The 19897-nt window shown below is 45.9% G+C and carries 24 protein-coding genes; 7 read left to right on the plus strand and 17 right to left on the minus strand.

Translation table 11 applies throughout. The features are described from left to right. Window positions 1-126: 126 nt before the first annotated feature. The 6 genes from QUB04_RS01695 to QUB04_RS01720 form a co-directional block, all read right to left on the minus strand. Complete coding sequence (locus tag QUB04_RS01695) at window positions 127-396, minus strand: FitA-like ribbon-helix-helix domain-containing protein (protein ID WP_333280307.1); 270 nt, start codon at window positions 394-396, stop codon at window positions 127-129. 208 nt (window positions 397-604) lie between these two features. Beyond that, a complete protein-coding gene (locus QUB04_RS01700) occupies window positions 605-3277 on the minus strand; it encodes a protein-arginine deiminase family protein (RefSeq protein ID WP_333280310.1) in 2673 nt (890 codons plus the stop codon). A gap of 101 nt (window positions 3278-3378) precedes the next feature. Next, window positions 3379-3720 (minus strand): DUF5615 family PIN-like protein, encoded by a 342-nt coding sequence (locus tag QUB04_RS01705; protein ID WP_333280312.1) that lies wholly within the window; start codon window positions 3718-3720, stop codon window positions 3379-3381. A 3-nt stretch (window positions 3721-3723) separates the two neighbouring features. After that, window positions 3724-4071, minus strand: coding sequence for a DUF433 domain-containing protein (locus QUB04_RS01710; RefSeq protein WP_333035259.1), 348 nt, complete (start codon window positions 4069-4071; stop codon window positions 3724-3726). Between the two features lie 88 nt (window positions 4072-4159). Beyond that, window positions 4160-4501 (minus strand): DUF5615 family PIN-like protein, encoded by a 342-nt coding sequence (locus QUB04_RS01715; protein ID WP_333280315.1) that lies wholly within the window; start codon window positions 4499-4501, stop codon window positions 4160-4162. A 3-nt stretch (window positions 4502-4504) separates the two neighbouring features. Next, complete coding sequence (locus tag QUB04_RS01720; protein WP_096829719.1) at window positions 4505-4831, minus strand: DUF433 domain-containing protein; 327 nt, start codon at window positions 4829-4831, stop codon at window positions 4505-4507. Between the two features lie 425 nt (window positions 4832-5256). Here QUB04_RS01720 and QUB04_RS01725 point away from each other — a divergent pair, with 425 nt between their 5' ends. Beyond that, a complete protein-coding gene (locus QUB04_RS01725; RefSeq protein ID WP_333280317.1) occupies window positions 5257-6501 on the plus strand; it encodes a GUN4 domain-containing protein in 1245 nt (414 codons plus the stop codon). A 285-nt stretch (window positions 6502-6786) separates the two neighbouring features. Here the strand turns inward: QUB04_RS01725 and QUB04_RS01730 are convergent, their stop codons facing one another. Beyond that, window positions 6787-7401 carry a COP23 domain-containing protein gene (locus QUB04_RS01730; protein WP_333280319.1) on the minus strand — a complete coding sequence of 205 codons (615 nt, stop codon included), beginning with the start codon at window positions 7399-7401 and terminating at the stop codon, window positions 6787-6789. A gap of 191 nt (window positions 7402-7592) precedes the next feature. Between QUB04_RS01730 and QUB04_RS01735 the strand changes: the two genes are divergently transcribed. Both QUB04_RS01735 and QUB04_RS01740 read left to right on the plus strand, forming a co-directional pair. Then, window positions 7593-7934, plus strand: a complete 342-nt coding sequence (locus QUB04_RS01735) for a DUF433 domain-containing protein (protein WP_333280321.1) — start codon at window positions 7593-7595, stop codon at window positions 7932-7934. Beyond that, window positions 7934-8296 carry a DUF5615 family PIN-like protein gene (locus QUB04_RS01740; RefSeq protein WP_332947362.1) on the plus strand — a complete coding sequence of 121 codons (363 nt, stop codon included), beginning with the start codon at window positions 7934-7936 and terminating at the stop codon, window positions 8294-8296. The genes QUB04_RS01735 and QUB04_RS01740 overlap by 1 nt, the downstream gene beginning before the upstream one ends. Window positions 8297-8502: 206 nt before the next feature. Here QUB04_RS01740 and QUB04_RS01745 read toward each other — a convergent pair whose 3' ends face one another. From QUB04_RS01745 to QUB04_RS01755, 3 genes are all read right to left on the minus strand, one after another. Beyond that, window positions 8503-9915, minus strand: coding sequence for an NAD(P)(+) transhydrogenase (Re/Si-specific) subunit beta (locus QUB04_RS01745; protein ID WP_333280323.1), 1413 nt, complete (start codon window positions 9913-9915; stop codon window positions 8503-8505). Further along, window positions 9912-10205, minus strand: coding sequence for an NAD(P) transhydrogenase subunit alpha (locus tag QUB04_RS01750; RefSeq protein ID WP_006633295.1), 294 nt, complete (start codon window positions 10203-10205; stop codon window positions 9912-9914). Before QUB04_RS01750 ends, QUB04_RS01745 begins: the two co-directional genes overlap by 4 nt. Before the next feature lie 398 nt (window positions 10206-10603). Continuing rightward, window positions 10604-11752 carry a Re/Si-specific NAD(P)(+) transhydrogenase subunit alpha gene (locus tag QUB04_RS01755; RefSeq protein ID WP_333280325.1) on the minus strand — a complete coding sequence of 383 codons (1149 nt, stop codon included), beginning with the start codon at window positions 11750-11752 and terminating at the stop codon, window positions 10604-10606. A 444-nt stretch (window positions 11753-12196) separates the two neighbouring features. Between QUB04_RS01755 and QUB04_RS01760 the strand changes: the two genes are divergently transcribed. Next, on the plus strand, window positions 12197-12709 hold the full coding sequence (locus QUB04_RS01760; RefSeq protein ID WP_333280327.1) for a DUF2808 domain-containing protein: 513 nt from the start codon (window positions 12197-12199) through the stop codon (window positions 12707-12709). 32 nt (window positions 12710-12741) lie between these two features. On the opposite strand, the gene QUB04_RS01765 is transcribed toward QUB04_RS01760, so the two are convergent. Then, window positions 12742-12915 carry a hypothetical protein gene (locus QUB04_RS01765; protein WP_333280329.1) on the minus strand — a complete coding sequence of 58 codons (174 nt, stop codon included), beginning with the start codon at window positions 12913-12915 and terminating at the stop codon, window positions 12742-12744. A 212-nt stretch (window positions 12916-13127) separates the two neighbouring features. Here QUB04_RS01765 and QUB04_RS01770 point away from each other — a divergent pair, with 212 nt between their 5' ends. Further along, the gene (locus QUB04_RS01770) at window positions 13128-14399 is read left to right on the plus strand and encodes an MFS transporter (protein ID WP_333280331.1); all 1272 of its coding nucleotides are present in this window, start codon (window positions 13128-13130) and stop codon (window positions 14397-14399) included. Between the two features lie 203 nt (window positions 14400-14602). Here QUB04_RS01770 and QUB04_RS01775 read toward each other — a convergent pair whose 3' ends face one another. After that, the gene (locus QUB04_RS01775; protein WP_333280333.1) at window positions 14603-15370 is read right to left on the minus strand and encodes an ATP-binding cassette domain-containing protein; all 768 of its coding nucleotides are present in this window, start codon (window positions 15368-15370) and stop codon (window positions 14603-14605) included. Between the two features lie 16 nt (window positions 15371-15386). On the opposite strand from QUB04_RS01775, the gene QUB04_RS01780 reads away from it, so the two are divergent. Then, window positions 15387-15800, plus strand: a complete 414-nt coding sequence (locus QUB04_RS01780; RefSeq protein WP_333280335.1) for a hypothetical protein — start codon at window positions 15387-15389, stop codon at window positions 15798-15800. Here the strand turns inward: QUB04_RS01780 and glyQ are convergent. The 4 genes from glyQ to QUB04_RS01800 all read right to left on the minus strand — a co-directional run bounded on the left by glyQ (window position 15743) and on the right by QUB04_RS01800 (window position 18097). Next, complete coding sequence (gene glyQ / locus QUB04_RS01785) at window positions 15743-16621, minus strand: glycine--tRNA ligase subunit alpha (RefSeq protein WP_190660228.1); 879 nt, start codon at window positions 16619-16621, stop codon at window positions 15743-15745. The two genes, QUB04_RS01780 and glyQ, sit on opposite strands and share 58 nt — an antisense overlap. Window positions 16622-16870: 249 nt before the next feature. Next, on the minus strand, window positions 16871-17095 hold the full coding sequence (locus tag QUB04_RS01790) for a hypothetical protein (protein ID WP_333280337.1): 225 nt from the start codon (window positions 17093-17095) through the stop codon (window positions 16871-16873). Window positions 17096-17399: 304 nt separating this feature from the next. Next, window positions 17400-17726, minus strand: a complete 327-nt coding sequence (locus tag QUB04_RS01795) for an XRE family transcriptional regulator (RefSeq protein WP_333280339.1) — start codon at window positions 17724-17726, stop codon at window positions 17400-17402. After that, window positions 17723-18097, minus strand: coding sequence for a type II toxin-antitoxin system RelE/ParE family toxin (locus tag QUB04_RS01800; protein WP_106150423.1), 375 nt, complete (start codon window positions 18095-18097; stop codon window positions 17723-17725). Before QUB04_RS01800 ends, QUB04_RS01795 begins: the two co-directional genes overlap by 4 nt. 149 nt (window positions 18098-18246) lie before the next feature. Between QUB04_RS01800 and QUB04_RS01805 the strand changes: the two genes are divergently transcribed. After that, window positions 18247-19380 (plus strand): Rpn family recombination-promoting nuclease/putative transposase, encoded by a 1134-nt coding sequence (locus tag QUB04_RS01805; RefSeq protein ID WP_333280341.1) that lies wholly within the window; start codon window positions 18247-18249, stop codon window positions 19378-19380. Window positions 19381-19554: 174 nt separating this feature from the next. Here the strand turns inward: QUB04_RS01805 and QUB04_RS01810 are convergent, their stop codons facing one another. After that, window positions 19555-19842, minus strand: coding sequence for an NfeD family protein (locus QUB04_RS01810; RefSeq protein WP_333280343.1), 288 nt, complete (start codon window positions 19840-19842; stop codon window positions 19555-19557). Window positions 19843-19897: the final 55 nt, after the last annotated feature.

Consider the following 19897-nt stretch of genomic DNA (forward strand, 5'->3'; position numbering starts at 1 on the left):
TGTGGAACAGGCATCTTGCCTGTTCATAAAAATGGTACTTTTGTGGAACAGGCATCTTGCCTGTTCATAAAAATGGTACTTTTGTGGAACAGGCATCTTGCCTGTTCATAAAAATGGTGCAAGATATTATTTGTCGCGCTCCTCTCTAATTAAAGCGGTACTATCTAGTATCATCCCCATATTCGCCGGACGAGACTCGCGACGGTGGCTGATTTCTGCCAATATTTCTGTTACAGAGTTTTTATTTTTTCCTGAGAGGGATTTTGTCTCTGTTGACAACTCGGCTTCTAAAATGGCGATCGCAAACGCGGTAATCGAGAGGTTTTGAGCTGCGGCTAACTCTTGCAGTCTCGCGTACAATTCCTCTGGTATATTTTCTATTTGTAGGGTAGCCATCTGTTAAACTCCTAGCATAGTTTTGCTAAATATTAGCATAGGGAGGCGGGTTTAGGAGGTATATTGAGATTTACTGTTGGGTGGGGGCGGGTTTACGAGATTGTTCGTTACAGGCGAGTATTGTTGGTGAACCCGCCCCTACAAATTCCTGATTCACGATTCCCGATTCCCGATTCCCCATGCCCGATTCCCCATGCCCGATTCCCAATTAGTAATTATTAGGCAAAGATTGCCAAAAAGGCCGCTCTTCAGGCTTCCTCACAGTATTCGTCGCCGACTGCACGTTTCCTTTTAATTCTTGATAATACCTGTCATCCAGAAAACTAACGCTGACGCCAGCAGGAAGCAGCAGTTGGCGCAATCTTTCCTGAGTGTAATCTACACCGTCAATCATTGGCCCGCGCGGATTTGAAACTAACAACTTGCCGTTAACTGGCACCGAATTGACCATATTTGGCCACCAAGCATAACCGCTGTAGCCAAACATCACCGGAACTTGAATAATTTGGTCGTCTCCGAGTAAAAACTCTCTTTTCAACTTCTCTATAATCGGATTAAGTTTCTGATTTTGCAAATAGAGATTGTGTTGAATTAAAGCACGGTTTTTCAAAGCGGCGCTGACAGTTGTTTGAGTGCTCAAACCACGATTGATCGCCACATCGCCGTAACCTCTTCCCTCCAATTCTTCCAACAGCTTAACTCCAGCTTCGGGACTGGCGATCGCCATTACATATTGTCCGGGAGTTTGAGTGGGAATAAAATTGATAATTTCATCGACTTGGCGAGTCAAAAGCCAAGAAGTATCAATATCCACTGGCGGCCCTTGAATTCTCTGAGCTTGAATAAAATCAAGTACCTCTGGATTAAAACTAGCATTTCCCGAATTCCCGTAATAAACTCGACCCATTGGGTGTCCGGGAATCGGCGGTGTCACCTGCAAATTGCCGTATCCGTCAGACCACTGACTTACAGGGTCTAAAGAACGAGGATTGCCAATTTTAACTACTTTCAAATCCCGGTCTTGAGTTGATTTAACAGGCGGGTTTTTCTCTGGCTCGCTATTGCTTTTTAGGGCTACATTAAACTGGCGGATATCCGATTTTTCTGGGAGTTGAACGAATCCGTTTTTCTGGGTATCTTGCATCCAAGTGCGATCGCCCTGGAGAATTTTTACTTTAGCGCCCGTGGGTTCTACTGCTTGTTTTAGTTGCGAGATAAATTCGCTGTTTACCGAGCCTCTGTCGCTGACCTGAACTTCGGTTACTGGTGCTGTATTGGGCGCTATCATCCAAGGACTAACGCCCATTTGGATTGTTGTGGAGGCGATTTCTTGACCGTTGTTTTGGGCAGTTGCTTTGAGATTAACAGTGCCGTTCCAGTTGCGATCGGCAAATTGTTTTGCTTCGACACCTAAAACAATATTCGTGCTAAAAACTAGAGGTTTAGCACCGGATATATCTACAGGTTGCCAGCCGTCCCCTGTCTTCTGAAAAACGCTGATGTGAGGGCTAGCAATGCTGTCAGCCGTGATAAATAGTTGAGAGGTTTTGAAGCTTTCAGACAGTGTTAAGTTAACTTGAGAAAGCATTGCTGCACGGCGGGGAGCGCTAACTTTGGTTTGTTTCCAAGTCGGTATCTTGCCGCGATCGTTATTGCGATCGTTAAATAAAATTAGCGCGCCCTTGGACAAAGACCATTGTTCTTTTCCGGCGTCGTCTTGCTGGTTAATTTGGCCATCTCTGTTAGTATCTCCCGCAAAGAAAAAGTTCGACGGGGACGCAGCAGGCGTAACTGGGGCGGGAGTTGGTGTTGCAGTTGATTCAGGAGTTGGTTGAGGAGTTGCTTGCTGATTTCTCTCTAATTCTTGCCTTTCAAGTTCTTGTCTGGCTAATTCTTGTCTGGCTAACTCTTGCCTTTCAAGTTCTTGTCTAGCTAACTCTTGTCTAGCTAATTCTTGCCTTTCAAGTTCTTGTCTAGCTAATTCTTGTCTGGCTAATTCTTGCTTTTCAAGTTCTTTTCTGGCTAACTCTTGCCTTTCAAATTCTTGCTTTTCAAGTTCTTTTCTGGCTAATTCTTGCCTTTCAAACTCTTGCCTTTCAAGTTCTTTCCTGGCTAATTCTTGCCTTTCAAGTTCTTTCCTGGCTAATTCTTGCTTTTCAAACTCTTGCCTTTCAAGTTCTTTTCTAGCCCGGTCTTTTTTCTCTTGCTCTTTTCTCTCTATTTCTCGACGAGCAAATTCTTTTTTCTCTTGCTCTTTGCGGGCTCGCTCTCTTATCTCTTCTTCCTCGGCTCTAATTTTCTCAACTGAACGTGCAACTTGCATTTCATAGGTAGCTACACTGAGGTTTCCTTGATATTCGATGGTTTTGTCGATCGCCCGATCGGCCAAAAAAGAATCGTGGGGAATGAGTCGCAGCGTATTGATAGCCAACTGCCACAGCCGCTGGGACTCTTCCCAGGTAGCAGAAGAAGGATTAGAAGTGCGTCCAATTACGACAGCTTGGGCGGCTAATTTAGCAGCATCGTCCCAATTATATTTGGCTCTTTCTTCTATTTGAATCTGACTTTGAACGTTTTGGAGTTGCTGCGTCAGAGTTTGGGATTGCTGGCGGTTGATTGCGGATTTCCAAAGTTCACCAGGAAACGGGGCGCTGTCGGAAGTTTTGGCAAGGTTATCTAATTGTACTTTCAGCCGATCGCGCAATTTGTAGAGCTCCGGGAGCGATTGCGGATTTTCGCCGTCTGGCTGTCGCCCAGAGAGTGCGAGTTGGTAGTTTAGGGAAGGTTGAGCCACTGTTGTGGGGACTGCAACCCAAATAATACCGATGACGACACCGAAACCATTGATAATGGCGATCGCAATATATCGAACCCAGCGCATATAGTTTATCCTCAGACACGCCAATAATTTTACCTAATATTGGGAGCAATGGGGGATTTAATTGTAAGGTTGTTGGGTCGGGAAGGGCGAGGGGCTTTTTTTCATGTCGAAGGACGGTTAACTCGAATCAATTTACCGTTCAAAGTATCGATCGCCGAAATAGCATCATTAATTCGCGTCGCCAGCCTTTCAAAATTTGGATCTTCCGTGCAAACAACAATACCACTATGGTCAGAGTTTTGAATGTGTAATCGCATGAAATGACGGCGATTTCGCGTTAAAACTGTTCTGGAATTGCTCGCAGCAAAAGCCAACACATCTTCGTCAGGAATTTGAAGATTTGCATTCCCTGCTTCCCTCGCTGTTAATACATCGTGACCCAAAGCCCGCAGTAATTCTACCACTGCTAGCGGGAAGTTTTCATCTGTGTAAAAACGTGCCAACTTTTAATAAACCTCGCTTTCTTCCATAACTTCATCGTTTTCTCTAATTGCCTGTTCAATTTCCTCTGGGTAAGCATCAGCATAAGCCCACGCATTTACCAAGTCAGCGGCGGTTAGATCGGGAAATGATTCTAGGATGATACCATCGGAAGCACCTAAACGTCGATCGCACACCAGTGACCAAACTGGTATGCGAGTATTGCCGATACAAGCATCGCCTCCGCACACACCCGGAGTTTTTTTAATTCCTAGAGAACCGTTGGTTAAAGTTTGAGTTAGGATGCTGATTAGTTTAGCTTTATCAACCGCATTTAAGGTTAAGACTTGAGTTTCTAATTCTTGTATAGTCATAAGTGCGATCGCCGTAATACATTATCTAGATTATAGCACCGTTCCCATCGAACTATTGCTTTGGATTTAACAATGGGGAGCGGCTTTTTTATGTCGAAGGACGGTTAACTCGAATCAATTTACCGTTCAAATTATCAACTGCAGAAATAGCCTCATTAATTCGGGTCGCCTGTCTTTTCCAGTTGCTATCTTGAGTACAAATGATAATACCAGCATGGTTGGGTTGTGAGCGATGCAGTCGAATGAAATCCCCTCGATTGAGAGTCAAAACTGCTCGCTCATTACTCACGGCAAAAGCCAATACATCCTCATCAGGAATTCCTAATCCTGCGTTTCCGGCTTCTTGAACTGTTAAAACATCGTGACCTAAAGGTCGAAGAAACTCCACTACTGGCAACGGATACTGTTCGTCTGCATAAAGTCGCGCCATGTTTTAGGCTTCCTCATTTTCTTTGATTGCTTGTTCAATTTCTTCTGGGTAAGCATCAGCATAAGCCCAAGCATTGACTAAATCAGCCGCAGTCAAATGGGGATAGCACTTAAAAAGTTCAGCATCGCTGCATCCGAGACGGCGATAACCCACAAGTACCCAAACTTGTATGCGAGTATTGCCAACGCAGGCATCGCCGCCACACACGCCTGGAGTTTTTTTAATGCCTATAGCACCAGTGCTTAAGGTTTGAAGTAAAATTTCTATAGCCGCTGCTTTGTCGGCTGAATTTAAGGATGCTAGATCAATTTTTAATTCTGTGAGTGTCATTATTTACTATCCCATTTTTACAGATAGAATATCCTAGCTAAATTATAACGGAATAGGGCTTAGCATGGGCCCAGAAACCGGGTTTTTTACGAAAATACTTCGTTGCTGTCGATAGATTAGCTATAAGTGAGTCCACAAAATCTCGATCCCCCCTAGCCCCCCTTAAGAAGGGGGGGACAAGAGTGCAGTCAAAGTCCCCCTTCTTAAGGGGGATTTAGGGGGATCTAGACTTGGCTACAAGCGAGATATCGAGAGGCTTTTAATCTTAACTTGTCACCTCTGATAACTCCCATCTCCTTACCCGTAGCTACGATTTCAAAAAAATGGTATGATTTCCTGTTAATCTCCTACCTGGAAAACAACACATCACTGTTGTAGAAATTATTCATTTACTCCCTTATTCCCTAAAACACTCAGCAAAATTCATGAAATTCCGCTCTTGCTGGCTAATTTTTCCCCTCATCGGACTCTCCTTAACAAGCTGCTCCCAGCCGAAGTCATCTCAAGAAATTGCCCAAGCTGTTGCCAATAGCATCGTGCTCATTTCCTACCAAAATGAAGGCGGACACGGTACGGGCTTTATTGTGCCGGGGAAAACGGGAGTTTGCACGGTACTCACGGCACGTCATGTGGTGGAAGGGCGCAGTTTGAACCTGCAAACTAACGACCAAAAACTTTATAAAACTGACAGCATCCAAGCAAGTCCTAATCTGGATTTAGCTGTGGTAACATTTAAGCCTGCTGGGGAAAATTGTCCTTATCCGAGTCTCAATCTTGGCGATTCCGATAGCGTGAAACAAACAGACCAAATATACATTTCTGGGTTTCCAGATAGGGTGGGAAGCCGCAAATTAGTACAACAATTTGTGCGAGGTTCGGTATCGGGCTTGGATGTGTTGGAGCAAGGTTATGGGATTTCCTATGATGCTTCTACTTTTGGAGGGATGAGTGGCGGGCCTGTTTTAGATACTAGCGGGAAAGTGGTTGCAGTGCACGGGAAGACGGATGCTCAAATTGTTGCTGATTTGCAGAGTCAGCAAGCGAGTTTGTCCGAACAACAAAAAGCCACGCTGCAACAAGCGGCGGCAAGAGTTGCTGGAGGGGTACAAGTTAATACTTTTCGGTGGGGAATTCCGATTCAAACTTATCTGGCAAATCAGTCTTGGGAAAATCAACCCCTTGCTAAGGCAGACTATACTAAACTGGAACAGTTATTGGCGGCGGGGCAGTGGCAAGCAGCAGATGGGGAAACTGCTAACAAAATGTTAGAAGTGGCGGGGAGACAAAAAGAACGTTGGCTAGACAGTGAAAATATCTACAATTTTTCCTGTCCAGATTTGCGGGCGATGGATCGACTTTGGGTAAAATACAGTGATGGACGCTTCGGCTTTTCGGTGCAAAAGCGGATTTATCAAAGTCTTGGTGGCACAAAAGAGTATAATTCAAAAGAATGGAAAGATTTTAATGAGGCGATCGGCTGGAAACAGAAAGGAGAAAAAGGAAAATGGCTAGAATACTCCCAGCTAACTTTCAATACCCAAGCACCCAGAGCCCACCTGCCGGTGGTTACGTGGGGGGGTGGGTGGGGGATGGTGGGTGTGGGTGGGTGGGGGGGGTGGTCTGGTCGGAACCGCGCCTTCTTCTCTCGTATCGAGACTTGTAGAGTGTAACCGATAAAGGCTTCAAGTTTTTATCAAGAATTGTGAGGGACTTAAAATCCACGAAGTCATGCTGTACCTGGGTTTCCGATACCTGGCACTGCCACTTACCAGCCAGGATGTTGCCAGCAATTTGAGGGTTATAACAATTAGCCAAAACGAACTTTTCAATGAATCAGGACTTACGCACTCCGACCAAAGAAACCGGGTCTTTTTCCGAATCTGCGGGATGTAACGAAGTATTTTCGGAAAAAAACCGGTTTCTGAACCCCATGCGTAATTCCTGTAAGTTTAATATCACTTAGCAGAATTAGATCCAGCAATCCGATCCTCCTCTGCCAAAAAAGGAGTTAAATTAATCACTGGCGAAGTCGGAGAAAAATTAGAAGGTGCCAACTTACCATCGCTATTTTGATAAACCCCAGTACCATTTTGCAAATTTTCAGTCATATCTTGCAATGCTTTATAAGCCTCCGTTTCGCTACCGGGCTTCAACGTCACCAACAGCGGACAATTATCGCCACTCAACTTAGTTTTAGCACAAACCACATATTGATTGGGCGTATTAGAATCGCGTCTATAAATTAACTGAGTCAAACCATCTTTGCGATAATTGTCCAAGCGTTCAGCAATTTCTTCGCAGCGTTTTAGGGGTGTATAACCACCGCCTAAAGTTGTGACCATTTTCAGCCAAGGTTGCACACCTTTCTCGTGACGGTACATGACAGTCCAAACTTCACCTCCCCGCTGAGTATCTGGCCGAGATTCACAGTAAAAATGGGCTTTTTTTCCAAACAACAGAGGCGGCCAACCTTGAACAACAGCAATTCCCGCACCGGCAACAGCCGCTAACAAACCTAGTACACCGATAGTCAGATTTGCGACGTTAAAGAACTTTCCACTATTACTCACGGTACAATCCTCGATAAAGTTTTGATAGACTACAAGAGCGATAATAAGTTGAAAATTTCTACATCAGCCAAGTAACGCATTCCCGAAATCCGCCAGGGGTTTCAACCCCTGCCGGACTGGGGCGAGTTGATGTAGCCAATGTGCTACACTCAGTATACGCTCAAAACTCACAATGAAAATGAACAACAATCATGCAATTAGAAGATTACTTTGAATTCTTAACACCAGAAGATATCCGCATCAAAGGAACTCGCGTAGGTATCGAACACGTTCTCTACGAATACATCCACTGCGGCAAAACTCCAGAAGCAATAGCTCAAAAATTTCGGACACTAACTATGGCTCAAGTTTATGCTACGATTTTGTACTATCTGGAAAATCCCAAAACTGTAGGTAAATATGTAGGAGATTGGTTGGAATATTGCCTCAAAGCGGAAGCTGAATACGATCGCAATCCATCACCTTTTGTTTTAAAAATGCGTCAAATTAAGGAACAAAAGAACATATCTACACAACGGGATAAAGTTCATTAATGACTGTTAAATACCTGTTAGACGAAAACATAGACCCTGAATATCGGGTGCAGCTTTTGTATCATCAATCCGATATCGTCGTTTTGATGGTTGGCGATGAAGGTGTTCCGCCTAAAGGAACGAAAGATCCAGAAATCTTGTGTTGGTGCGAGGAGAATAACTTTATCCTCGTTACTAATAACCGACGTTCAATGCCAGTTCATTTGTCAGATCATACAGCCCAAGGTCGCCACGTTTTAGGAATTCTCACAATCCGCTTGAATGCAGATATGGGCCAAGTGATTGACGAGTTAATTGAAATTGCGGGAGCATCTTTTGAAAATGAATATCAAGATAGGATTGAATTTATCCCACTGAGATAATTCGCAGGGTGGACAATATAGCAGTATCTTTCTATAAGATTCGGCGATGATTAAAATTGCTTCTTGTCACACGAAGTCCCTCTCTACGAGACTGAAAGAAATAGAAGTATTAGCATCTATACAAACCCAAAACAAAAACCCGGTTTCTTCAAGAAACCGGGTTTAATCATCCGCGTTAATCAGTGTTCATCTGCGGTTAAAAAATCCTACAACTGCTTCACCTCAGAAACCAATTTGGCAACCACATCCTTAGCGCTACCAAACAACATCATCGTCTTATCCTTGTAGAACAACTCATTATCTACACCGGAAAAACCAGCACTCATCCCGCGCTTAATCACGATCGTATGCTTGGCCTTATCAACCTCCAAAATCGGCATCCCATAAATCGGGCTCGCCGTATCGTGACGCGCCGCCGGATTCACCACATCATTCGCACCAATCACCAACGCCACATCCGTTTCTTCAAACTGCGGATTGATATCGTCCATATCGTACAACTGCGGATAAGGCACGTTTGCTTCCGCCAGCAGCACATTCATGTGCCCCGGCATCCGCCCAGCCACCGGGTGAATCGCGTATTTCACGTCAACACCCATTTTTTCCAAACCGTCGGCTAACTCGCGCACCGCGTGCTGTGCTTGCGCTACAGCCATTCCGTAACCGGGAATAATTACAACCGATCGCGCATAACCCAACATCATCGCACTTTCTTCGAGATTGATGCTGCGAACAGTTTTGTCGATCGCATCACCAGCAGCCCCAGCAGCACCCGCAGCACTACCGCCACCGCTACCAAACGCGCTAAACAGCACACTACCAAGCGATCGATTCATCGCCTTGCACATGATTTGCGTCAAAATAATCCCCGACGCGCCCACCAATGCACCAGCGATAATCAGCATATTGTTCATCAAAATGAACCCAGCCACACTCGCCGCAATCCCCGAATAAGAGTTAAGCAGCGACACCACCACCGGCATATCGCCGCCCCCAATGGGTAGCACAAACATGATTCCCAGAATATTGGAAATCGCCACCAAAGCCAGGAATACCGGCACATCCTCCGGCTTCGTCAGCATATAACCGCTGCCGGCTAAAAGCGCGATCGCCAGCATGGCATTAAACGGCTGTTGCAGCGGAAACGTCATGGGCGCACCCGGTAGCAATTCTTGCAGTTTCGCAAACGCCACAAGGCTACCAGTGAAAGTAATTCCGCCAATCAACACACCCAAAAGGATCGTGATTGTCGCGTCTGGAGTTGGCGATTCCGGGATGCTGAGATAGCGCCAGAATTCGCCCACAGCAACGAGTGCAGAAGCCGCGCCCCCAAAACCGTTAAGCAAACCCACCATCTGCGGCATATCCGTCATCGCGACGGTATTCGCCATAATAGTTCCCAAAATGGAACCGACGATAATTCCGACAGCAATCAATTCGTAGCTGACTACTTGCTTTTCCAGCAAGGTTCCGACGATCGCAATTAACATCCCGATCGCAGCTAACACATTCCCTTGACGCGCGGTTGCAGGGGAACCCAACTGTTTCAAACCGATAATAAACAAAGATGCGGCAACTAAATAACCTAGTTGAATGCCACTGGGCAGAAAATCGCTCACGCTTTAACCTCTTTTTTCTTGAACATTTGCAGCATTCGATCGGTTACTAAGAAACCGCCGACAACGTTAATTGTGGCTAGGGCGATCGCGATCGTCCCCAAAATCGAAGTAACAGTCACATTGCCTTGGCCAGAAATCAGAATTGCACCTAAAACGGCAATTCCCGAAATCGCATTCGATCCCGACATCAAAGGTGTGTGCAGCGTCGGCGGGACTTTATTAATTACTTCAAATCCCACAAACGACGCTAGAGTAAACACCACTAAACCTGCAATCAATCCTTCTGCCATAACAATTGGTAATTGGTAATTGGAAATTGGTGTGAAATTAACGCTAAAGTCCTTTATATCTCTCGTTTGTTGCCGAGTCTCGATCCCCCTAAATCCCCCTTAAGAAGGGGGACTTTGAATACTTCTTGTTCCCCCCTTCGTAGGGGCGGTGCCCCCGTGCCCGCCCTTGGCTAGGGGGGATCTGGCCCTAGTCACCAAACAACATTCTGTGACTGCGTTTGACCTGTTTGTTGACACCAAGGGGTAATTGGTAATGACTCGTTAAGATCCCCGATGCTCTTAACGCATTCCTCGGAGGCAGAGCCTTCGATATAGACTGGAGGCCGAGCCTCCTGGAGTACATTACAATGCAGAGCATTGTAACGAGAGAAAAGACTAAAGTCCTTACTACAAACCTGTTAACTGACTGCTGAAGCCTGAGCTGCCAAAGCATCGCGAACTCGCTGGTTGCTAATCTCACCGTCGCGGGCAACGCAAGCACCAGCAATGATATCGTCTTCAAAATTCAAATTGAGATCCTTATCTTTCACCATCAACTGAAGTAAAGAGGAGATATTCTTCGAGTAAGTTTCGCTAGCGTGGACAGGCATCGACGAGGGCACATTAATCGGGCCGATGACATTAACGCCGTTCCATTCAACATCTTTCCCCGCTTCCGTGCATTCGCAATTGCCGCCTTGTTCGCCCGCGAGGTCAACAATTACCGATCCGGGCTTCATTTGAGAAACCATTTCTCTAGTAACTAAAATAGGTGCTTTTCTGCCGGGAACTTGAGCGGTTGTAATCACTGCATCGGAAGCGCTGACGTGTTGGGTGAGCACTTGGCGGGTGTATTCTTTGGCCGCTTCTGATAGTTCTTTAGCATAGCCTCCGGCGGCGACGGTTTCTTCCTTGAGTTCGACATCCAGGAATTTAGCGCCCAAACTTTGCACTTGTTCTTTTGTTTCCGGGCGGATGTCGAAAGCTTCGACTACCGCACCCAAACGACGCGCCGTGGCGATCGCCTGCAAGCCCGCAACGCCGACACCCATTACCAATATTTTCGCGGGGCGAATCGTACCCGCCGCCGTTGTCAGCATTGGGAAATATTTTGGCAAAGCTGCGGCTGCGATCAGTACCGCTTTGTAACCGGCGACGTTACCCTGAGATGACAGCGCATCCATGCTTTGAGCGCGGCTGGTGCGCGGGATCATTTCCATGCTGAATGCCGTTACTTTGCGATCGGCTAAACGCTGCACTAAAGCTGGATCTCCCAGAGGATTCAAAAATCCGATGAAAACGCCTCCTTCCCGGAGTTGATGAACTTCTGATTCTTGCAGGGCCCCGATTTTGACGACGACATCGGCTTCGCCCCACACCCTAGCGGTATCGGCGACAACCTGAGCTCCCGCTTCTTCGTAAGCAAGATCCGAGAAAAAGGATTGTGCGCCGGCACCGGCCTCAACCCAAACTTCGACGCCCTGTTTGACTAATCGGGCTACAGCGTCGGGTACTAAAGCCACCCGGCGTTCCCCTGCTGCTATTTCTTTTGCGATCGCTAATTTCATACACTCTCCTTATTTAAGCCTTCCTAGGACGGTTGAAACCGCGCCTACACAGACACAACCTGCCTCCGCAGGTTTCTTGAAGTGCGATTTTTAATCGCCCGATGCCTTCCTTTACATTGAAGCAGCCGTTCCCCTAAACTTCTCTCGTTGATACTAAAGCCGATCGCCCAAATTCGACCCGTATCTTTAACTTATCTTATACATTCAAATTCGCTAAATGGTTAAGTTTGCCACCGATTATGATATAATTTTATGTCGCCTAATTCTGTAGTTTGAATGTCAGTTATCAGTATTACGCAAAAATTACGCAAAAAAAAGTGACCTCAGCCGGCGGGCGATCGCCCTCATCAAATTGCTGAGAGATTCGATATATTGTAGGCACGATCGCAAATTTCGGGCGAGCAATATTAAATGTTCACCAAGAGTTTAATTAGAGGAGTTGTTATGCGACGATTATTTTCAGCACTAGCGGTTACAGGTTGCTTGGTGGCTGGATTACCCGCCATCAGTTTAGCCCAGTCGATGCCAGGATTCACGATTTTCGGCGGCCCGGAGCGCGCCAACCAATTAAACTATCGCTTGGATTACGGTACAGCCGGGATGAGTGGCGATAGATATCGGCTGCGAATTCCTTCCAAGAAAGTAAGTCTGGCGATCGCCCAACTGAACATATCCTATCCAGACTACTACAAAGGCGAATTCGACCAAAAAGACATTAAAGTGCGCGTCAAAGACAAAACAATAGAATTGCAAGAAGTAATCTGGGACAAAGAAAATCGATTCATAGAAATTTATCCCACAGAACCAATTGCCGCCGGCAACAATGTTGAGGTTGTACTCTCCAACGTCAGAAACCCATCTCCGGGCGGAATGTACCATTTCAACGTCCGCATCCGCACCCCCGGAGATGTTCCCTTGCTGCGTTACCTCGGTACTTGGCTGTTGAGCATTACTTGAGGGAAGGGTTCGGGGAAGGAATTTCTCGTTATTCAAGCGATCGCGACAGAAAAATTTAACTGTGGCGATCGTTTTCCTACGGGCAAAAATTTAACTCTACTCAAATCTTGGTTTTCCTCACATCTTGCACCATTCTCAAGAACAGGCAAGATGCCTGTTCCACACAGAGTGAATTTTCTTGTGGAACAGGCATCTTGCCTGTTCATAAAAAGCTTATTGAGAATGGTCAACATCTCAGTTTTCGGGAGTTGTGAAAATAGAACCTTCGGCTCATATCCCAATTCTCAATGATTCGTAATAATGAGTCTAGGGGCAGTCCCCCGATGGTTGCCCTTCGCTAATTAGGGGTAGGCCCTGGGGTGCTACCCCTAAAAAATGTTTACCAATCAAATAGGATTGCTAAGGCCGTACTTGCAGAATGAATCTACTAGCAAAAATCAAAACAATACAACTTCCTCCAGCCCTGCGATCGAGAAATTATCGCCTGTTTTTTGCAGGACAAGGCCTCTCCCTGATTGGCAGTTGGATGACGCAAGTCGCTACTGTTTGGCTTGTCTACAATTTGAGCGATTCACCTTGGATGCTCGGCGTGGTGGGATTTACAAGTCAAATCCCCACATTAATTTTACTGCCTTTTGCAGGAGTTTTAATCGATCGCTGGAACCGCCACCGAGTCCTAATTGCCACTCAAATATTAGCAATGGTTCAATCCTTAGCGCTAGCATTTTTAGCGCTAACAGGAGTAGTTAACATTTGGCAGATCCTGGTACTGAGTTTCTTTCAAGGCGCAATTAACGCCTTTGACGCGCCGGCACGGCAAGCTTTTGTACCGGAACTTGTAGAAAAGAAAGAAGATTTAGCAAATGCGATCGCCCTCAACGCTTCCATGTTCAACGGCGCCAGATTAATCGGCCCAGCAATTGCAGGTTTGCTAATAGCTACAGTCGGGGCAAGTTATTGCTTTCTCATTGACGGACTCAGCTACATCGCTGTAATTGCAGGCTTATTAGCGATGCAGATCAAAGCCCGTAAAATTGCCGCAACTAATACCAAACCATTACAAAGATTAAAAGAAGGATTCGTTTATGCCTTCGGGTTTCCCCCGATTCGAGCAATTTTACTGCTATTAGCATTAGTCAGTTTTGCCGGAATGTCGCACACAGTTTTAGTCCCAATTTTTGCCACCAAAATACTGCAAGGCGACGCACAAACCCTCGGCTTTTTGATGGCATCTTCGGGAGTCGGAGCCTTCGCGGGCGCGATTTATTTGATTTCGCGCAAAAGTATAGTTGGCCTCGGCAAATTGATTGCGATGTCACCGGCCATTATGGGATTCGGACTGATAGGTTTTGGTTTGTCCCGCGTCTTGTGGCTGTCATTAATCATGATGTTGTTTGTGGGGTTTGGTTTCATTATCCAATTTGCCGGAGGAAACACATTTTTGCAAACAATTGTGGAAGACGACAAACGCGGAAGAGTGATGAGCATATACACAATGGCATTTTTTGGAGTGACACCGTTTGGGAATTTAGTTGCTGGCGGATTGGCAAATTATATCGGCGCTCCCAATACAGTGATCATTGGAGGTATAATTTGTGTTTTAGGCTCCATAGTTTTTACCAAACAGTTGCCAGCTTTAAAAAAGTTCGTCCGGCCACTTTATCAAAAAATGGGTTTAATTCCGCAGTAACAATTTAGCGTAAAAGCACAAAGGCCAACATTAAACAACATTCCCAAAGCTAATATCTGACAGTATCTCTAGCAATCCTCAACAATAGGTAAACTTCTCTCTTGATCTCTTCTCTTCTCTTTCTCTGCGCCCTCTGCGCCCTCTGCGGTTAAAACATCCAAATTAATTCCGCAACCCGTCGCAGAAAACGTTTTTTAGCTTGTTCACCATTCTTGTTGGGCTTCTGCCTCTGCTTGGATTAAATTTTGCCGCAGTTGCACCCAATTGATTTGATGAGAGGGCAAATCTTCGATCAGCTTTCCGCGCTGTAAATGCAGAATTCTGGTGCTAAATTGCTCGGCTAATTCTAATTGATGGTTTACCATTACAATTGTGGTTTCGCCGTTTGTTAGCTGTGTCAATACTTGCAAAAGGTGGGCGGCTTTTCCTGCGTCTAGGGCGGATGTTGGCTCGTCTAAAAGCAAGATTTTTGGTTGTAGGATGATGCCGCGGGCGATCGCCACGAGCTGTTTTTGGCCTGTGGAAAGCTGCAATTCGGTGCGATTGAGCCATTCTTGGGGTATGTGCAGTTGTTCGATCGCCCCGCTAATTCTCTCAGCAATGTTTGATGCAGTCACCCCCTGCAGCTTCAAAGGATAAGCCAATGCTTCTCGCACCGACATTCCCAAAAGCTTGGATTCTTGCAGAATGAGGGTGATTTGTTTGCGGAGTTCGATCGCAGGTATTTGGCGATATTCTGTATTTTCCAGATAAATCGAGCCGCTGGTGGGACTGGTGAGCCGATTTAGCAGTCGCAACAGCGTTGTTTTGCCGGCACCTGAAGGGCCAACAATTGCCACGCGAGATCCCTTGTGTACCTGAAACGATATATTTTCCAACAAATAACTTGAGGCGATCGGTGTTTTTAAACTAACATTATCAATTCGCAGTTGAGGATTTGTTTCTGTATTATTGTCCGAATAATTAGGCATTTAATTAATTAAAAATATGGCTTTCGTGGAACGGGCATCTTGCCCGTTATTGAGGCAGGCAAGATGCCCACTCCCCAATCCAACTGACTCTTTGTGGAACGGGCATCTTGCCCGTTCTGGAAGCAGGCAAGATGCCCGCCCCACAATCCAACTCACTCTTTGTGGAACGGGCATCTTGCCCGTTCTGGAAGCAGGCAAGATGCCCACTCCACAATCCAATTCACTCTTTGTGGAACGGGCATCTTGCCCGTTCTTGAAGCAAGCAAGATGCCCCCTCCACAATCCAACTGACTCTTTGTGGAACGGGCATCTTGCCCGTTCTGGAAGCAGGCAAGATGCCCAACCCCCTACTCCCCACAATCCAACTCAAACTCAAACTTTTACAGCTTTTTCTAAAGGAAAACCCAGTTTTTCGCGCTGTTCCAAATAAAGCTGAGCAACTCGCCGCGCCAAATTGCGAATTTTGGTAATATACCGAGTTCTTTCCGTTACCGAAATCACACCTCTAGCATCGAGTAAATTGAAAGTGTGAGAACATTTTAACACATAATCAAGACTCGGCAAAACCAATCCTTTTTTTGTCAGTTGTTCCGCTTCTTGCTCGTACAATCCAAATAGAGTAAACAGCAATTCTGGATTGGAAGCTTCAAAGTTATAAGTACACTGTTCTATTTCTCCTTGCAGGTGAACGTCGCCGTAAGTGATGCCATCTTTCCACTGAATTTTCGTCATCGCATCGACTTCTTGGAGATACATTGCGAGGCGTTCTAGTCCGTAGGTAATTTCAATGGAGACGGGGCGACAGTCAATGCTACCGCACTGTTGAAAGTAGGTAAATTGGGTGATTTCCATGCCGTCGAGCCAGACTTCCCAGCCGACGCCCCAAGCTCCGAGGGTGGGCGATTCCCAGTTGTCTTCTACGAAACGAATGTCGTGGTCTTCAGGGCTAATTCCTAATGCTCTGAGAGAGTCTAAATAGATGTCTTGGATGTTGGGAGGAGAGGGTTTAATTAAAACTTGATATTGATAGTAATGTTGGAAGCGGTTGGGATTTTCGCCGTAGCGTCCGTCGGTGGGGCGGCGACAGGGTTCGATGTAGGCGACTGACCAAGGTTCGGGCCCAATTGCTCTGAGGAAGGTGTGGGGATTCATGGTTCCTGCACCTTTTTCTGTGTCGTAGGATTGGGCGATCAGGCATCCTCGATCGCTCCAGAATTTGTTTAAGGTGGCAATGACTGATTGAAAATTCACTGGTTTAAATATGGCTAGTATGTGTCTCAACTTATTTAAGCATACTCAAGGCAGGATTTATTGAAATAAACCCTGGCGAAATTAGATAAGAGATGCTGAACGTATTGCTGGATATTTAAGTTCTTTTTTCAGGTATATTGTATCGATCGAGTTATGGCGATCGATAATAGCAATGTTTTCTAGATCGATACTCGCATTGCGATCGGGCGCATTGAGTCACTAAGCGACGCAAAGTGCCTGATACATAACTCATGCTGCTGTCTGTAAGTGTTTGTAAGCATGAGCTTTGGCTAAGCGCACCCAAGGTTCTAGCAGCAAGTATCGATCGAGTTCGACTGCTTCCGATTGGGAGAGAGTGCTGGATTTATGGCGATCGAATAGTTCGACGATTTGGCCTCTCTGGGGGGGTGATTTCCTAGAGTGCGCGATCGAGGGCTTCTGGGAGGCGATCGCCCAATGGTTGCAGTTTTTCACCACGGCGATCGGAGACTTCTAGAATTATTTGCATTCTGTTTTTTGAGGAATTTTGGAACAGTCAGGTTATTGCGTTGGCTAAGACTCTACTCTCAGCTTAGTTTATAGGCTAGATTGTGGCGCAGATAATTTTATTTGCAAGCTGATTAAACGGAAATATCTGCTGGCGAAGATTCGGGCGTTGTTGCGGTTGAAGTCGGCGATTGATGAACGCGATCGCGCTAGCCGCGCACGCTTGCGCGATCGCATTTACGAAGGTGCGGATACAATCACGAACGACATTACCATCCGCTTTCATCAACCCCTATAGCGAGATCGCAATTTCAGCAGATTGATTTCCCCCATTACGAGGGCGAAGATGTAAAGTAATTTCCGTATCGAGTCGCTTGAGGAAAAGCAGTAGTTTTCCCTCGCTGAACCGTTGAAACTCTCCGTCCATTAAATGAGAGACTTCTGGTTGTGGAATGCCCAGTAACTCGCTCATTTCACGCTGTTCCAAGTTGCGCTGTTTCAACAGACGAAGTACCTGAATTCCGATTTTACCCCGCGCAAAAAGTTCGTCAGCATCTGCCAATCCAAGGTCAGCAAATACATTACCGCTGCTTTCTTCAAAAATGGTTTCTTCTGTCATAATTGTTCCTCCCTCGCTAGTGCGTCTTGATAGCGTTTTTTAATTAAGTCAACATCAGCCTGTGGGGTTTTAATCCCTTGCTTTGATTTCTTCTGAAAAGCGTGCAACACATAGATTTTGTCACCAATCTTGACAGCATAAACCGCCCTGTAAGTATCCGTATCGTAACGTTTGACGATTTCATACACACCGCTTTCCACCCCTTTAAAGGGCTTGGCTGACAAAGGTGTTTCCCCAGCTTGCACCAGTTGTAGCGCATAACCTACCGCTTTTTGTACCTCTTCAGGAAACTCGCGGATATTTTTGCGAGAGTCTCCCATCCAAACAAGAGGTCGTAAAGGCACTTCTATAGTATCTTTGTTATCGACCATTTTATACCAAATTTCCTGTAAAAATCAAGTTTGACAATAGCATAAAATGTTGCCCTGCCTAAAAATCGATTTCTCCCATAATGGGTTCTTGTGTCATAGTTCTCTCTCGGCATGGTATAGTACCCATCTTCGATTCCCATCGACAACCCATGAAAACAGACACCATTTTCTACAGCCTGTTTCAGGAATTTCCCCGCTTCTTCTTTGAACTGATCGATCGTTCCCCAGACGAAGCCACAGCCTATGAATTCACCTCCCGCGAAATCAAACAACTCGCATTCCGCATCGACGGGTTATTTCTCCCCAAAACCGAAGAACCTGAAAAACCATTTTACTTGGCTGAAGTTCAGTTTCAACCCGATGCCGACTTGTACTACCGCATCTTTGGCGAACTCTTTCTCTATCTGCGACAATACAAACCCCTCAATCCTTGGCGCGTCGTTGTCATCTATCCCAATCGCCGCATCGAACACGAACAGATGCTGCAATTTCAGGAACTCTTAACCAGTCAGCGCGTCCAACGGATTTACCTCGATGAATTGCCAGAAGCCGCAGATCGATCGCTGGGAGTGAAAGTTGTTAAACTGGTAATCGAGCCAGCAGAGACAGCAGCAGAACAAGCACGGCAGTCGATCGCAATGGCCCGACAACAGTTGTCCGATCCAACCGTTCTACGCGATTTAATTAACCTCATCGAAACAATTATCGTCTACAAACTCCCCCAGAAAAGCCGCGAGGAAATTGCCGTCATGTTGAATTTAAGCGAACTCAGACAAACTCGATTTTACCAGGAAGTCAAGCAAGAAGGCTTAGAAGAAGGACTCGAACAAGGTGAGCGGCAGGCGAAGTTAGAAGCCATTCGTCGCACGATAGGGTTGGGGATAAATTTAGAGACGATCGCGCAATTATTAGATTTGTCTCTCGAATTTGTTCGCCAAACAATTAACAAAATCCAACGGGAATCGATGTCACTCCCCGAACAAAATATCGACTCGTTTATCGAACTATTAACTCAGCAGCGATCGCTCTTCGGGGCCGAACAATTAACCGAACTAGCCCAGCTAATTGAACCCTTATCCGATGACATCGATGTCCTTTCAGAAGCGATTTCATCCTGGGCGGAAAATTACCCTTCTATTCAGGAAGCTCAAGCCCAACTCCTCGAACCACTACCGCCGATCGCTAAGGCATCAGAAAAAGCAGCAGTCACCGGAGAAAATAGCGAATCTCAACTCCGCGATCGCCTCAACAAACAAGCTCTCAAAAATGCCATTTTATTGTAGCGCGATCGGCCATATTTCTACTGGTAAATAAACAGAGGCAGATATTGCTGTCTTGCGTCAGGTGTTGAATGGAAGCGATCGCCAAATTGCCACTAAAAAACAAAATAGTCTGAGCCCCGACTTATTGAATAAGTCGGGGCTCAGACAGTGAAAAGGTTGAGATTACTTTCTAGTTTAGTTTGCGGGAGCGAGGGAAACTAACAGAGTGATGTTGTCAACGCCGATGACATAAACGGTGTCTCCCGGTGTGAGGGTGATTTGGCCATCGCACCGTGCGGGCCACCAGCTACCTTGGAAGCGGACGCGACCTGTTTGATTCGGGTAAATCGATTCATCGACGACTGCTTCTTCGTTGAAGTAGTGAAAATTGGTGTTGATGTAGTTATCCATTAAGAGATTTTTTTCTGTGCTGTAGGTGTGAAGAGAAAAAATAGAACCGAAAGCTTTTACTACGTTAAACATTTTGTTGACTCCTTTTGTGTTAAAATATATCGAAGTTTAATCGCCTATTTGAGGC

The sequence above is a fragment of the Microcoleus sp. D2_18a_B4 genome, from assembly GCF_036702475.1.
In the GTDB taxonomy this organism is placed as follows: Bacteria; Cyanobacteriota; Cyanobacteriia; order Cyanobacteriales; family Microcoleaceae; genus Microcoleus.